Raw genomic sequence first — 12,884 nt, 5'->3', positions numbered from 1 at the left:
TCGTACTACCGGGTTTCACGCGCATCTTGCGCTTGGGGCAAGGTAAAGCCGGAGACCGAGCGCCGCAGTTGGCTGGCCATTTTCGCCAGGTTGCCAATGCTCTCGGCGGTAGCGGTCGAACCGGATGAGGTCTGGGTGGTGATCTGCTGGATCACGTTCATGGTCAGCGAAATCTGCCCCGCCGACGAAGTTTGCTGCTGGGCGGCGTTGAAGATGCTCTGGATCAGCGCGGCCAGGGTTTTCGATACCCCCTCGATTTCCTCCAGCGCCACCCCGGCATCCTGCGCCAGACGCGCCCCCTGACCACTTCGGTGGTGGTCTGCTCCATGGAGATCACCGCCTCGTTGGTGTCGGCCTGGATCGCCCGCACCAGGGTCTCGATCTGCCGGGTCGCGGCGGACGAGCGCTCCGCCAGGCGCTGGACCTCGTCGGCGACCACCGCGAAACCGCGCCCGGCGTCGCCGGCCATGGAGGCCTGGATCGCCGCATTGAGCGCGAGGATGTTGGTCTGCTCGGCAATGTCGTCGATCAGGCTGACGATATCGCCGATCTCCTGGGAAGACTCGCCCAGGCGCTTGATGCGCTTGGCGGTGTCCTGGATCTGCTCGCGGATGTTGTCCATGCCGTGGATGGTGTTGTGCACCACCTCGTTGCCCTTGTTGGCGATTTCCACCGAGCGCTCGGCCACCGCCGAGGATTCGGCGGCGTTGGCCGACACCTGGTCGATAGACTGGGCCATGTCGCTGATCGCCGCGGACGCCTCGCTGATCTGCTGGGCCTGGTGCTCCGAGGCCTCGGCCAGTTGCATCGCGGTGGCCTGGGTTTCCTGCACGGCGGCGGCGACCTTGCCGGCGGTGAGGTTGATGGTCGCGACCAGGTCGCGCAACTGGTCCACCGAATAGTTGATCGAGTCGGCAATGGTCCCGGTGAAGTCCTCGGTCACCGAGGCGGTCACGGTCAGGTCGCCGTCGGCCAGGTCCTCGATTTCATCCAGCAGGCGCATGATCGCGTGCTGGTTGCGCTCGTTCTTTTCCGCGGTCTCGCGCAACTGGCGGTTGGTCTCGCGAACCATCACCAGGCCGATCAGGATGATCGAGGCCAGCGCCAGCAGGCCGAGGACATAACCGCCGATGGTGTCGAGGGAACGCCCGCCCGCCAGGTTCTCGAAACCGTTGGCCAGGTGCGAGGCCTCGTCCAGCAGGGTCTGCGACAGGCTGAAGATGCTGCTGGCGGACTCACGGACCTGGAACAGCTCCGGCGAGGTTTCGAGAATCTCGTCGACCGAGCCGGAGACGAATTCGAACAGTTCGGCAATCTCGCCGAGCCGGGCCCGGGCATCCTTGTCCTCGACCTGGGAAATCTTCAGCGCGGCATTGCCCTGCAACATGCCATTGAGCACCTGGCCGAAGCGCGCCGCATCACGACCGAAGGCATCGGCCGCCTGGGACGAGGTTTCGTCGCCGGCCAGCACGGTGTTCACCGCACCGAGAATACGCTCGGCGAGCAACGACTGGCGCTGAGCCATGGCCACCTGGGCCGCCGGTGCTCCCCGCTGCAGGAGGATTTCCACGACCTTCTCGTACTCGACCTGCAACTGCGGCACGGTTTCGGCCAGGGTCGCCGCCACCTGGTGCAGGGACAGCACGGTCTGTTCACTGGCGAGGATCGCATCGGTGTTTTTCAGCAGGCTTTCCCAGTCCTGCTGCACCGCGTGCATTTCATTGCGCACGGTCGGCGGCGCGGCGGGCAGGCCGGTGGACGGGTCGCCCTTCTTCAGGTAGCCCCAGCGCTGGGCGAAGTCGTTGCGCGCATCGCTGAGCAGCTTGAACGCCGCGGCCTTGCCGGAAGCCGCCTCGGTGGCGTTCTTGGCGATACGCTGGGACAGCACGCGCAATTCGCCGGCGTGGCTGATGTACTGCTTGTCGTAGGAGGCCTGGGTGTTCAGGTAGGCGAAGTTGGCGAACAGCAACATGATGAACACGATCAGTGCGATGAACAGCACGATGATCTGTGAACGACTGCGCGAGGCCTGCTCGGGATTGCCGGTTTTGCCTTTGATCATCTCAGGCCTCTGCCTGTACTGCCATGGAAGCGGGCCCCGCGCAAGCCGGACACACGATTAGACTGCAACATCAAGAAACCCCGGAGCCTGCGCCAGGCTGAACGGGCTGAAGACCCACCAGTTGCGCCCACGTTCGAAACAGCCCTGCACGAAGGGCGCGACGACCTGTTCCGGGCGCTCGACCGAATGCAACTGCCGGCTGTCCCGGGGAAAGTGCTGCATGCCCGCCACCTCGTCCACCAGCAGGCCGGCGAACACGTCCTTGTACTCCAGCACCAGTACCCGACGCTGCTTGCGCACGGTCGACAACTCATGACCGAAGAACCCGCACAGGTCCATCAGCGGCAACAGCCGCCCGCGCAGGTTGGCAACGCCCCTGACCCAGGGCTTCACCCCCGGCAGCAGGGTGTAGCGCGGCTCATGCAGCACTTCGGCCACCTCGCCCATGGGCGCCACGTACCACTGCTCGCCGAGCCGGAAACCGATGCCGCTCCAGGTATCCTGGCGGGCTTCCTGGGACGGCAGGTCCGCCGCCAGCGCCCGACAGCGCTGGTCGATCTCCAGCAGGAGCGCAAAGGCGGTCTGCGATTCGGCCATGGCTGCCGGCCGTCAACCGGCCAGGACGTTGTTCAGGGTCTTGAGCAGGGTTTCCTCTTCGACCGGCTTGGTCAGGTAGTCCCTGGCGCCCTGGCGCGTGCCCCAGACCTTGTCGGTCTCCTGGTCCTTGGTGGTGATGATGATCACCGGGATCGCCGAGGTTTCCGGATCCTTGGTCAGTTGCCGGGTCGCCTGGAAGCCGTTGAGGCCGGGCATGACGATATCCATCAGCACCGCATCGGGCTTTTCCTGACGGGCCAGGGCCACGCCGTCGGCGCCGTTCTCGGCCTTGAGGACTTCATGACCGTGCCTTTCCAGCATGCCGGTCAGTTTGTACATTTCAGTCGGCGAATCATCGACGATCAGGATGCGTGCCATGGTGCTCCCCATTTCTTATAAAGCAGGCGGCCCGGCGGCCCCCCGTCAAAGTGCTTGTTCTACTGCCGCAAATCCCGGGACATGCGCCTTGATCGCCTCCAGCAGTTCTTCCTTGCTGAAGGGTTTGGTCAAGAACTGATCAGAACCGACGATACGTCCCTTGGCCTTGTCGAACAGGCTGTCCTTGGAGGACAGCATGATCACCGGCGTCGACTTGAACGCACTGTTGTTCTTGATCAGGGCGCAGGTCTGGTAGCCATCCAGGCGCGGCATCATGATGTCGACGAAGATGATGCCCGGGTGGTGATCAGCGATCTTGGCCAACGCCTCGAAGCCGTCGACAGCGGTGATGACTTCGCAACCGACATGCTTCAACAGCGTTTCGGCGGTACGGCGAATCGTCTTGGAGTCATCGATGACCATGACTTTCAAGGCTGTGGAATGCTGTTCCATATCTGCTCTACCATCGCCACAGCGACGCATTTTCCAGGGATGCCCGGTTTCCGGGCGCGAAACCCTTGATGCGGAAGGATTTCGTACAGGATGCGAACCTTTTTAGCACAGTCTCCCTACGCAATCCATGCGCGGCCCCCGCCCCAGCTTTTTCCTTGACCGCGAACCTCCACAGCGCCACTCTGACGCCACTTTATCAAGTCATTGCGGCCTTCACGGCCTACAGAGGATATAGCCCATGAGCGTTCGTCTCGGGATTGTCATGGACCCCATCGCGAGCATTTCCTACAAGAAGGACAGCTCGCTGGCCATGTTGCTGGCCGCCCAGGAGCGCGGCTGGACGCTGTTCTACATGGAGCAGCAGGATCTTTACCAGGACGCCGGGGTAGCCCGCGCGCGGATGAAACCGTTGAAGGTGTTCGCCAACCCCGAGCACTGGTTCGAGCTGGAAGCGGAAACCGACGCGGCCCTGAGCGAGCTGGACGTGATCCTGATGCGCAAGGACCCGCCGTTCGACATGGAGTTCGTCTACTCCACCTACCTGCTGGAGCAGGCCGAACGGGCCGGCGTGCTGGTGGTGAACAAGCCCCAGAGCCTGCGCGACTGCAACGAGAAACTGTTCGCCACCCAGTTCCCCCAGTGCACGCCGCCCACCGTGGTCAGCCGCCGCGCCGACGTGCTGCGTGAATTCGCCGCCAGGCACGGCGATGTGATCCTCAAGCCGCTGGACGGCATGGGCGGCACCTCGATCTTCCGTCACCGGGTAGGCGACCCGAACCTGTCGGTGATCCTCGAAACCCTCACCGCCCTGGGCAGCCAGCAGATCATGGCCCAGGCCTACCTGCCGGCGATCAAGGACGGCGACAAGCGCATCCTGATGGTCGATGGCGAGCCGGTACCCTATTGCCTGGCACGCATCCCGGCCAGCGGCGAAACCCGCGGCAACCTGGCCGCCGGCGGTCGCGGCGAAGCCCGCCCGCTGTCCGAACGCGACCGCTGGATCGCCGCCCAGGTCGGACCGACCCTGCGGGAAAAGGGCCTGCTGTTCGTAGGCCTGGATGTCATCGGCGAGCACCTGACGGAAATCAACGTCACCAGCCCGACCTGCATCCGCGAGATCGACAATGCCTTCGGCACCCGGATCGGCAGCCTGCTGATGGATGCCATTGAGCAGAAGCTCAAGAGCCGTTGATGTAGAACAGCCGAGATGGAACCAACATTGCGCTATGATGCACCGCCTCCGAAACGCGTGATGTTGGTTTTCTGGTCATGACTCTCCCCGCCGATCTGCCTCCCGAACTCTACCGCACCGGCGTGCGCCCGGCCGACAGGCTCGGCTTTACCCTGTTTCTCGCCGCGCTGATCCACCTGGCGCTGCTGCTCGGGGTGGGGTTCAGTTTCGTCGAGCCCAAACAGGTCAGCAGAACCCTGGAAATCACCCTGGCCACCTTCAAGAGCGAGACCAGGCCGGCCAAGGCCGACTTCCTCGCCCAGGAAAACCAGCAAGGCAGCGGTACCCTGGATAAAAAGGCGATCCCGACCACCACCGAGGTCGCGCCGTTCCAGGACAACACCGTCAACAAGGTGGCCACGCCACCGCCGGCCAAGCCGCAGGTCAGCGAAGCGACGCCCAAGGCGGCGGTCGCCACCGTCGCGCCGAAACCGAAGAAAACCGTCACCCGCCACGAAGAACCCAAGCCCGAAGCCACGCCCAAGGCCGAGACGCCGACCTTCGACAGCTCGCAGTTGTCCAGCGACATTGCCAGCCTGGAGGCGGAACTGGCCAAGGAACGCCAGCTCTATGCCAAACGGCCCCGCATCCATCGCCTGAGCGCGGCCTCGACCATGCGCGACAAGGGCGCCTGGTACAAGGACGAGTGGCGCAAGAAGGTCGAACGGATCGGCAACCTCAACTACCCCGAGGAAGCCCGTCGCCAACAGATCTACGGCAGCCTGCGGCTGATGGTGTCGATCAACCGCGATGGTTCGCTGTATGAGGTGCTGGTGCTCGAATCGTCCGGCCAGCCGCTGCTGGACCAGGCGGCGCAGCGCATCGTCCGCCTGGCGGCGCCGTTCGCGCCGTTCACCGGCGACCTGTCGGACATTGACCGCCTGGAAATCATCCGTACCTGGCGTTTCGCCCGGGGGGACCGGCTGTCCAGCAATTGAGCGCCATCGTGCTTGTCAGTTCGGCTGCCCAACGCCACACTAGGGTTCATGAAAAACCTCACCCCGACGTACCTCAAGCATCACTTCCTGATCGCCATGCCGCATATGGCCGACCCGAACTTTGCGCAGACGGTGACCTATATCGTCGAGCACAGCGCAAACGGCGCCATGGGACTGGTGATCAACCGGCCGCAATCGCTGAACCTGGCCGATATCCTCGAACAGTTGCGCCCTGATATCGACCCGCCAGCGCTGTGCCAGCATATTCCGATCTATTCCGGCGGCCCGGTGCAGACCGATCGCGGCTTCGTCCTGCACCCGATCGGCAAGACCTACCAAGCCACCGTCGAACTCGAGGGCCTGGCGCTGTCGACTTCCCAGGACGTGCTGTTCGCCATCGCCGATGGCGTCGGCCCCGAGCGCAGCCTGATCACCCTTGGCTACGCCGGCTGGGAAGCCGGACAACTGGAGGCCGAGCTGGCCGATAACGCCTGGCTGACCTGCCCGTTCTCCCCGGAAATCCTCTTCAACACCGATAGCGAAGACCGCCTGGCCGCCGCTGCCGCGCACCTGGGCGTCAACCTCAACCTGCTGACCAGCCAGGCGGGCCACGCCTGATGGCCAATATCCGTCTGTTGCTGGGTTTCGACTACGGCACCCGGCAGATCGGCGTTGCCGTCGGCCAGATGGTCACCGGCCAGGCCCGCGAACTGTGCACCCTCAAAGCGCAGAACGGCGTGCCCGACTGGAACCAGGTCGAAGCCCTGATCAAGGAGTGGAAACCCGATGCGGTGGTGGTCGGCCTGCCCCTGAACATGGACGGCACGCCCAGCGAGATGTGCGCCCGCGCGGAAAAATTCGCCCGCCGCCTCAACGGCCGCTACAACGTGCCGTTCTTCACCCAGGACGAACGCCTGACCACCTTCGAGGCCAAGGGCGAACGCATGGCCAAGGGTGGGCACAAAGGCAGCTACCGCGACAACCCGGTGGACGCCATCGCCGCCAAACTGCTGCTGCAAAGCTGGATCGAAGAAAACCCCGTATCCCCCGAATCCTGACGGCGCCGCGCGTCGTACCGTCTCAGCCCTCGCCGCGCCTGTCGGGCGGGCCCTTGAAGGAGCCATCATGAGCCTGCCCAATCCCGCCGAACTGATCGACCAGATGGCCGTCCGCCTCAAGGCCCATCTGCAGCAGCGAGCCATCGACAGCCCACGCTACATCGGCATCCGCACCGGCGGCGTGTGGGTCGCCCAGGCGCTGCTCAAGGCCCTGGACAGCGATTCGCCACTGGGCACCCTGGACGTTTCCTTCTACCGCGACGACTTCAGCCAGAACGGCCTGCATCCGCAGGTACGTCCGTCGGAGCTGCCGTTCGAGATCGAAGGCCAGCACCTGGTGCTGATCGACGACGTGCTGATGAGCGGCCGGACCATTCGCGCCGCCCTCAATGAACTGTTCGACTATGGCCGCCCGGCCAGCGTGACCCTGGTCTGCCTGCTGGACCTGGACGCCGCCGAGTTGCCGATCCGGCCGAATGTGGTGGGGGCAACCCTGTCCCTGGCCCCCACGGAACGGGTAAAATTGTCCGGCCCCGCGCCGCTCCAGCTCGAACTTCAAGATCTGGCCCTTCAAGCACCTTAAAAAGAGTCCTCTGCGATGACGCCTCCAGACGCCAAGCGCCCCCTGCAGCTCAATGATCAGGGCCAGCTGCGCCACTTCCTGTCACTCGACGGCCTGCCCCGCGAGCTGCTGACCGAAATCCTCGACACCGCCGACTCGTTCCTCGAGGTCGGTGCCCGGGCGGTGAAGAAAGTCCCGCTGCTGCGTGGCAAGACCGTGTGCAACGTGTTCTTCGAGAACTCCACCCGCACCCGCACCACCTTCGAACTGGCGGCACAGCGGCTGTCGGCCGACGTGATCTCGCTGAACGTGTCGACCTCGTCCGCGAGCAAGGGCGAAACCCTGCTCGATACCCTGCGCAATCTCGAAGCCATGGCCGCCGACATGTTCGTGGTGCGCCATTCCGACTCCGGTGCCGCGCACTTCATCGCCGAACACGTCTGCCCGCAGGTGGCGATCATCAACGGCGGCGACGGCCGCCACGCCCACCCGACCCAGGGCATGCTCGACATGCTGACCATCCGTCGGCACAAGGGCGGCTTCGAGAACCTCTCGGTGGCGATCGTCGGCGACATCCTGCACTCGCGGGTCGCCCGCTCGAACATGCTCGCGCTCAAGACCCTGGGCTGCCCGGATATCCGCGTGATCGCACCCAAGACGCTGGTGCCGATCGGTATCGAGCAGTACGGCGTGAAGGTCTACACCGACATGACCGAAGGTCTCAAGGATGTCGACGTGGTGATCATGCTGCGCCTGCAGCGCGAGCGCATGACCGGCGGCCTGCTGCCCAGCGAGGGCGAGTTCTACCGCCTGTTCGGCCTGACCACCACGCGCCTGGCCGGCGCCAAGCCGGATGCCATCGTCATGCATCCGGGCCCGATCAACCGCGGCGTGGAGATCGAATCGGCGGTGGCCGACGGTCCGCGCTCGGTCATCCTCAACCAGGTTACCTACGGCATCGCCGTACGCATGGCCGTATTGTCCATGGCCATGAGCGGGCAGACTGCCCAGCGCCAATTCGAGCAGGAGAACGCCCAGTGAAGCTCAGCATTATCGGCGCCCGCGTCATTGACCCGAGCAGCGGCCTGGACCAGGTCAGCGACCTGCACCTGGAAGCCGGCCGGATCGTCGCCATCGGCACCGCACCGGCCGGTTTCGAGCCAAGCGAAAGCCTTGACGCCAAGGGCCTGGTCGCCGCCCCCGGGCTGGTCGACCTGAACGTCGCCCTGCGCGAGCCGGGCTACAGCCGCAAGGGCAGCATCGCCAGCGAAACCCGCGCCGCCGCCGCCGGCGGTGTCACCAGCCTGTGCTGCCCGCCACGGACCAAGCCGGTACTCGATACTTCGGCAGTCGCCGAACTGATCCTCGACCGTGCCCGTGAGGCCGGCAATACCAAGGTGTTCCCGATCGGTGCCCTGAGCAAGGGCCTGGAAGGCGAGCAACTGGCGGAACTGGTGGCCCTGCGTGATGCCGGCTGCGTGGCGTTCGGCAACGGCCTGAACAGCTTCCGCAACACCCGCACCCTGTGCCGGGCCCTGGAATACGCGGCCACGTTCGACCTGACGGTGGTGTTCCACTCCCAGGACCACGATCTGGCCGAAGGCGGCCTGGCCCACGAAGGCGCGACCGCCAGCTTCCTCGGCCTGCCGGGCATCCCGGAAACCGCCGAGACCGTGGCCCTGGCCCGTGACCTGCTGCTGGTCGAGCAGACCGGCGTACGCGCGCACTTCAGCCAGCTGACCAGCGCCCGCGGCGCGGCCCTGATCGCCCAGGCCCAGGCCAAGGGCCTGCGGGTTACCGCCGACGTGGCGCTGTACCAGTTGATCCTCACCGACGAAGCGCTGATCGACTTCTCCAGCCTGTACCACGTGCAACCCCCGCTGCGCACCCGCGCCGACCGCGATGGCCTGCGCGAGGCGGTGAAGTCCGGGGTGATCGGCGCCATCTCCAGTCACCACCAGCCTCACGAGCGTGACGCCAAGCTGGCACCGTTCGGCGCGACCGAGCCGGGCATCAGCAGCGTCGAACTGCTGCTGCCGCTGGCCCTGACCCTGGTGGAAGACGGCCTGCTCGACCTGCCAACCCTGCTCGCCCGACTGAGCGCCGGACCGGCCGATGCCCTGCGCCTGCCGGCGGGCAAACTGGCGGTGGGGGCCGCGGCGGACCTGGTGCTGTTCGATCCTGGCACCTCCACCGTGGCCGGCGAACAGTGGCTGTCACGCGGCGAGAACTGCCCGTTCATCGGGCATGCGCTGCCAGGGACGGTGCGTTATACGCTGATGGATGGGCGGATTACCCACCAGGCGTAAAGACCGTGGCGCCCCTTCGCGGGCAAGTCGCGCGCCTACAATTGCGCGTGTACGCAGCTCTTGTGTACAACACCGTCCTGTAGGAGCGCGGCTTGCCCGCGAAGGGAACACCGCACCCCCCAGCAGGGGTCTCACCCCCGTCCGCTGTTCCTCAGCGAAATCTGGTCATTCAACGTCCAGAAGTCATACAGCACCCCGAGCCCCAGCAGCCCGCCGGTCACCAGATACAACAGCCCGGTGATCCACTTGCCCTGGTACATGCGGTGCACACCGAAGATGCCGAGAAAGGTCAGCAGCAACCAGGCGACGGTATAGTCCAGCGGCCCCGGGGTAAAACGCAGATCGGCCTCGCGATCCATGCCCGGAATCAGGAACACGTCGATCAGCCAGCCGATCCCCAGCAGGCCAAACGTACAAAACCAGATCGTCCCGGTCACCGGCTTGCCGTAATAGAAGCGATGGGAACCGGTGAAACCGAAGATCCACAGCAAATACCCGAGAAAAACGTTGTGGGTATTGGCCAGGGTGCCATCGTGCCGATAGCTGTTCATGAATGTCCTCTCCGAGCGCGATAGATAAATTTTTCGTCTTTTTTTCGTGACTTTTTTACTGTCTCAAAACATGTAACAGAGTCTTGCTGAAAATCGCTGAAAGCCTTGCCGCACCTGGCTTGCGCGTGACCCATGGGTCTCTTTTCGGCGGCGCAGAGCGCTTTTGCCTCCTGTATAGAGTCGACAAACGGCCTCGGAAAGACCTGCAAGCTGTTATAAAGTTGCGCGCTAAATCCATATGAGCCTTGCCTAATGCGACCATTTTTCAAGACATGGCTGACCATTTGCCTTTTGATGCCACTGGCCGCCCACGCCACCAATCGTGAGCAACGTCTTCCCAATATCGACGGCCACACTGCAAAGTCACCTGCAGCTGTCGCCAAAATTTCCGAGATCAGTGCTCCTGGCAGCAAACACCCTGGCAGGCATAACAGCCACGGTAAAGTGAAACAGGCCGAACTCACCGCAGCCGTTGCCGGTGCACCGAACAGCAAGCAGAGCAGCGCCGCCCTGAGCCGCGCGGTGAATGTGCTGGGCACTCCCTATCGCTGGGGTGGCAGCAGCCCGAGCAAGGGCTTCGACTGCAGCGGGCTGGTCAAGTACGCCTATAACGGTGTCGCCGCCAGCGACCTGCCCCGCACCTCCAACGCCATGGCCTCCGGTCACGGCCAGAAGGTCGATCGCAAGGACCTGAAGCCGGGTGACCTGCTGTTCTTCAACATCAAGAGCCGCAAGGTCAACCACGTTGCCATCTACCTGGGCAACGACCGCTTCATCCATGCCCCGCGTCGCGGCAAGTCGGTGACCATCGACACCCTGAAGAAGCCCTACTGGGCCAGCCACTACGCAGTCGCCAAGCGGGTGATCGCGAAGGAACAGACCGGTCATATGCGGGTCGTCCAGCGCTGAGCCTGAAGCCCTGCGCGCCAGCCAGGGCATGACCGATCAGACAACGCTGCTCTAGAAGTTGTCGGGAATCTTCGCCTTCTCGCGGGCACTGTCGCGGGCGATCAGGCCCTTGGCCAGCAGATCCTTGAGGCACATGTCCAGCGTCTGCATGCCCAGGGAGCCGCCGGTCTGGATCGACGAGTACATCTGCGCCACCTTGTCCTCGCGGATCAGGTTGCGAATCGCCGGGGTGCCCAGCATGATTTCGTGGGCCGCCACCCGGCCGCCGCCGATCTTTTTCAGCAGGCTCTGGGAAATCACCGCCTGCAACGACTCGGAGAGCATCGAGCGGACCATGGATTTCTCCTCCGCCGGGAACACGTCGACCACCCGGTCGATGGTCTTCGCCGCCGAGGTGGTGTGCAGGGTGCCGAACACCAGGTGCCCGGTTTCCGCGGCGGTCAGCGCCAGGCGGATGGTTTCCAGGTCGCGCATCTCGCCCACCAGGATCACGTCCGGGTCTTCACGCAGGGCCGAGCGCAGGGCCGCGGAGAAGCTCTGGGTATCGCGGTGCACCTCACGCTGGTTGACCAGGCATTTCTTCGATTCGTGGACGAACTCGATCGGGTCCTCGATGGTGAGGATATGGTGGTGCCGGTTGTTGTTCAGGTGATCGATCATCGCCGCCAGGGTGGTCGACTTGCCCGAGCCGGTCGGCCCGGTCACCAGCACCAGGCCACGGGGCACCTCGGTGATCTTGCGGAACACCTCGCCCATGCCCAGGTCGTCCATGGTCAGGACTTTCGACGGAATGGTACGGAATACCGCACCTGCGCCACGGTTCTGGTTGAAGGCATTGACCCGGAAGCGCGCCACCCCCGGCACTTCGAAGGAGAAGTCGGTTTCCAGGAACTCCTCGTAGTCCTTGCGCTGGCGGTCATTCATGATGTCATAGATCAGATCATGGACCTGCTTGTGGTCCAGCGCCGGCAGGTTGATCCGGCGCACGTCGCCATCGACCCGGATCATCGGTGGCAACCCGGCCGAGAGATGCAAGTCCGACGCGCCCTGTTTGGCGCTAAAGGCCAGCAGCTCGGTGATATCCATGAGACTCCCCAATACAGGTAGAATGCCGCAGACTTTTGAACTGCGGGCGAGATTGAATGACCACGATAGCAGACAACATTGCCTCCGTTGCAGCCCGTATCCGCGCCGCCGCCCTGGCCGCAGGCCGCGATGCCGACGACGTCCACCTGCTCGCCGTGAGCAAGACCAAGCCCGCCGCCGCCATTCGCGAAGCCCATGCCGCAGGCGTCAGGGACTTCGGCGAGAACTACCTGCAGGAAGCCCTCGGCAAACAGGCCGAATTGACCGACCTGCCCTTGAGTTGGCACTTTATCGGCCCCATTCAATCGAACAAGACTCGAGCCATTGCCGAGCATTTCGACTGGGTGCATTCCGTGGATCGCCTGAAAATCGCACAACGCCTGTCCGAACAACGTCCGGCCGGCCTGCCACCACTGAATATCTGCATTCAGGTCAACGTCAGCGGCGAGGCCAGCAAATCCGGATGCACTCCGGCCGACCTGCCGGCCCTCGCCGCCGCCATCGGCCAACTGCCGAACCTGGTGCTGCGCGGCCTGATGGCGATCCCCGAACCCACCGAAGAGCGTGCCGCACAAGACGCCGCGTTCGCCACCGTGCGAACCTTGCAGAACAGCCTCGACCTGCCGCTCGACACACTTTCCATGGGCATGAGCCACGACCTCGAGTCGGCCATTGCCCAAGGCGCCACCTGGGTGCGGATCGGTACCGCCCTGTTTGGCGCCCGCGACTACGGCCAGGCCTGAAAGGGCC

Annotated in this window: 14 protein-coding genes and 1 pseudogene; 9 read left to right on the top strand and 6 right to left on the bottom strand. The window is 64.2% G+C overall.

Features of this window, described 5'->3' with window-relative positions; genetic code table 11:
• Window positions 1-5: 5 nt before the first annotated feature.
• From ACM62G_RS14005 to pilG, 4 genes and pseudogenes are all read right to left on the bottom strand, one after another.
• Window positions 6-2,062 (bottom strand): annotated as a pseudogene (locus ACM62G_RS14005) (methyl-accepting chemotaxis protein).
• Between the two features lie 57 nt (window positions 2,063-2,119).
• Window positions 2,120-2,659 carry a chemotaxis protein CheW gene (locus ACM62G_RS14000; RefSeq protein ID WP_054060894.1) on the bottom strand — a complete coding sequence of 180 codons (540 nt, stop codon included), beginning with the start codon at window positions 2,657-2,659 and terminating at the stop codon, window positions 2,120-2,122.
• Window positions 2,660-2,671: 12 nt separating this feature from the next.
• Window positions 2,672-3,037 (bottom strand): twitching motility response regulator PilH, encoded by a 366-nt coding sequence (gene pilH / locus ACM62G_RS13995; RefSeq protein ID WP_054060893.1) that lies wholly within the window; start codon window positions 3,035-3,037, stop codon window positions 2,672-2,674.
• A gap of 45 nt (window positions 3,038-3,082) precedes the next feature.
• Window positions 3,083-3,490 carry a twitching motility response regulator PilG gene (gene pilG / locus ACM62G_RS13990; RefSeq protein ID WP_054060892.1) on the bottom strand — a complete coding sequence of 136 codons (408 nt, stop codon included), beginning with the start codon at window positions 3,488-3,490 and terminating at the stop codon, window positions 3,083-3,085.
• Window positions 3,491-3,728: 238 nt separating this feature from the next.
• Between pilG and gshB the strand changes: the two genes are divergently transcribed.
• The 7 genes from gshB to ACM62G_RS13955 all read left to right on the top strand — a co-directional run bounded on the left by gshB (window position 3,729) and on the right by ACM62G_RS13955 (window position 9,588).
• The gene (gene gshB, locus ACM62G_RS13985) at window positions 3,729-4,682 is read left to right on the top strand and encodes a glutathione synthase (protein ID WP_273825225.1); all 954 of its coding nucleotides are present in this window, start codon (window positions 3,729-3,731) and stop codon (window positions 4,680-4,682) included.
• 77 nt (window positions 4,683-4,759) lie between these two features.
• Window positions 4,760-5,659, top strand: coding sequence for an energy transducer TonB (locus tag ACM62G_RS13980; RefSeq protein ID WP_273825224.1), 900 nt, complete (start codon window positions 4,760-4,762; stop codon window positions 5,657-5,659).
• Window positions 5,660-5,707: 48 nt separating this feature from the next.
• Window positions 5,708-6,277, top strand: a complete 570-nt coding sequence (locus ACM62G_RS13975) for a YqgE/AlgH family protein (protein ID WP_054060889.1) — start codon at window positions 5,708-5,710, stop codon at window positions 6,275-6,277.
• Entirely contained in the window at window positions 6,277-6,717 is a 441-nt protein-coding gene (gene ruvX / locus ACM62G_RS13970) for a Holliday junction resolvase RuvX (protein ID WP_054060888.1), read from the top strand. The genes ACM62G_RS13975 and ruvX overlap by 1 nt, the downstream gene beginning before the upstream one ends.
• Window positions 6,718-6,784: 67 nt before the next feature.
• Entirely contained in the window at window positions 6,785-7,300 is a 516-nt protein-coding gene (gene pyrR / locus ACM62G_RS13965; protein ID WP_054060887.1) for a bifunctional pyr operon transcriptional regulator/uracil phosphoribosyltransferase PyrR, read from the top strand.
• Window positions 7,301-7,315: 15 nt separating this feature from the next.
• Entirely contained in the window at window positions 7,316-8,320 is a 1,005-nt protein-coding gene (locus ACM62G_RS13960) for an aspartate carbamoyltransferase catalytic subunit (protein ID WP_054063536.1), read from the top strand.
• Window positions 8,317-9,588, top strand: coding sequence for a dihydroorotase (locus ACM62G_RS13955; protein ID WP_054063537.1), 1,272 nt, complete (start codon window positions 8,317-8,319; stop codon window positions 9,586-9,588). The genes ACM62G_RS13960 and ACM62G_RS13955 overlap by 4 nt, the downstream gene beginning before the upstream one ends.
• A gap of 131 nt (window positions 9,589-9,719) precedes the next feature.
• Here the strand turns inward: ACM62G_RS13955 and ACM62G_RS13950 are convergent, their stop codons facing one another.
• Window positions 9,720-10,139 carry a TM2 domain-containing protein gene (locus ACM62G_RS13950; RefSeq protein ID WP_054058069.1) on the bottom strand — a complete coding sequence of 140 codons (420 nt, stop codon included), beginning with the start codon at window positions 10,137-10,139 and terminating at the stop codon, window positions 9,720-9,722.
• Between the two features lie 252 nt (window positions 10,140-10,391).
• On the opposite strand from ACM62G_RS13950, the gene ACM62G_RS13945 reads away from it, so the two are divergent.
• Window positions 10,392-11,048 (top strand): C40 family peptidase, encoded by a 657-nt coding sequence (locus ACM62G_RS13945; RefSeq protein WP_054058068.1) that lies wholly within the window; start codon window positions 10,392-10,394, stop codon window positions 11,046-11,048.
• A 51-nt stretch (window positions 11,049-11,099) separates the two neighbouring features.
• Here ACM62G_RS13945 and ACM62G_RS13940 read toward each other — a convergent pair whose 3' ends face one another.
• Entirely contained in the window at window positions 11,100-12,134 is a 1,035-nt protein-coding gene (locus ACM62G_RS13940; protein WP_054058067.1) for a type IV pilus twitching motility protein PilT, read from the bottom strand.
• Between the two features lie 56 nt (window positions 12,135-12,190).
• Between ACM62G_RS13940 and ACM62G_RS13935 the strand changes: the two genes are divergently transcribed.
• Entirely contained in the window at window positions 12,191-12,877 is a 687-nt protein-coding gene (locus ACM62G_RS13935; protein ID WP_273825216.1) for a YggS family pyridoxal phosphate-dependent enzyme, read from the top strand.
• Window positions 12,878-12,884: the final 7 nt, after the last annotated feature.

It is taken from the genome of Pseudomonas sp. COR18, from assembly GCF_048568395.1.
In the GTDB taxonomy this organism is placed as follows: Bacteria; Pseudomonadota; Gammaproteobacteria; order Pseudomonadales; family Pseudomonadaceae; genus Aquipseudomonas; species Aquipseudomonas fuscovaginae_B.
Note: the sequence above shows the minus strand (reverse complement) of the source record. Positions and strands in the feature narration are given on the sequence as shown.

Bases quoted from the DNA above. Each gene is read 5' to 3' on its own strand.
- ACM62G_RS14000 (WP_054060894.1), bottom strand. From the start codon at position 2,659: ATGGCCGAATCGCAGACCGCCTTTGCGCTCCTGCTGGAGATCGACCAG.
- pilH (WP_054060893.1), bottom strand. From the start codon at position 3,037: ATGGCACGCATCCTGATCGTCGATGATTCGCCGACTGAAATGTACAAA.
- pilG (WP_054060892.1), bottom strand. From the start codon at position 3,490: ATGGAACAGCATTCCACAGCCTTGAAAGTCATGGTCATCGATGACTCC.
- gshB (WP_273825225.1), top strand. From the start codon at position 3,729: ATGAGCGTTCGTCTCGGGATTGTCATGGACCCCATCGCGAGCATTTCC.
- ACM62G_RS13980 (WP_273825224.1), top strand. From the start codon at position 4,760: ATGACTCTCCCCGCCGATCTGCCTCCCGAACTCTACCGCACCGGCGTG.
- ACM62G_RS13975 (WP_054060889.1), top strand. From the start codon at position 5,708: ATGAAAAACCTCACCCCGACGTACCTCAAGCATCACTTCCTGATCGCC.
- ruvX (WP_054060888.1), top strand. From the start codon at position 6,277: ATGGCCAATATCCGTCTGTTGCTGGGTTTCGACTACGGCACCCGGCAG.
- pyrR (WP_054060887.1), top strand. From the start codon at position 6,785: ATGAGCCTGCCCAATCCCGCCGAACTGATCGACCAGATGGCCGTCCGC.
- ACM62G_RS13960 (WP_054063536.1), top strand. From the start codon at position 7,316: ATGACGCCTCCAGACGCCAAGCGCCCCCTGCAGCTCAATGATCAGGGC.
- ACM62G_RS13950 (WP_054058069.1), bottom strand. From the start codon at position 10,139: ATGAACAGCTATCGGCACGATGGCACCCTGGCCAATACCCACAACGTT.
- ACM62G_RS13945 (WP_054058068.1), top strand. From the start codon at position 10,392: ATGCGACCATTTTTCAAGACATGGCTGACCATTTGCCTTTTGATGCCA.
- ACM62G_RS13940 (WP_054058067.1), bottom strand. From the start codon at position 12,134: ATGGATATCACCGAGCTGCTGGCCTTTAGCGCCAAACAGGGCGCGTCG.
- ACM62G_RS13935 (WP_273825216.1), top strand. From the start codon at position 12,191: ATGACCACGATAGCAGACAACATTGCCTCCGTTGCAGCCCGTATCCGC.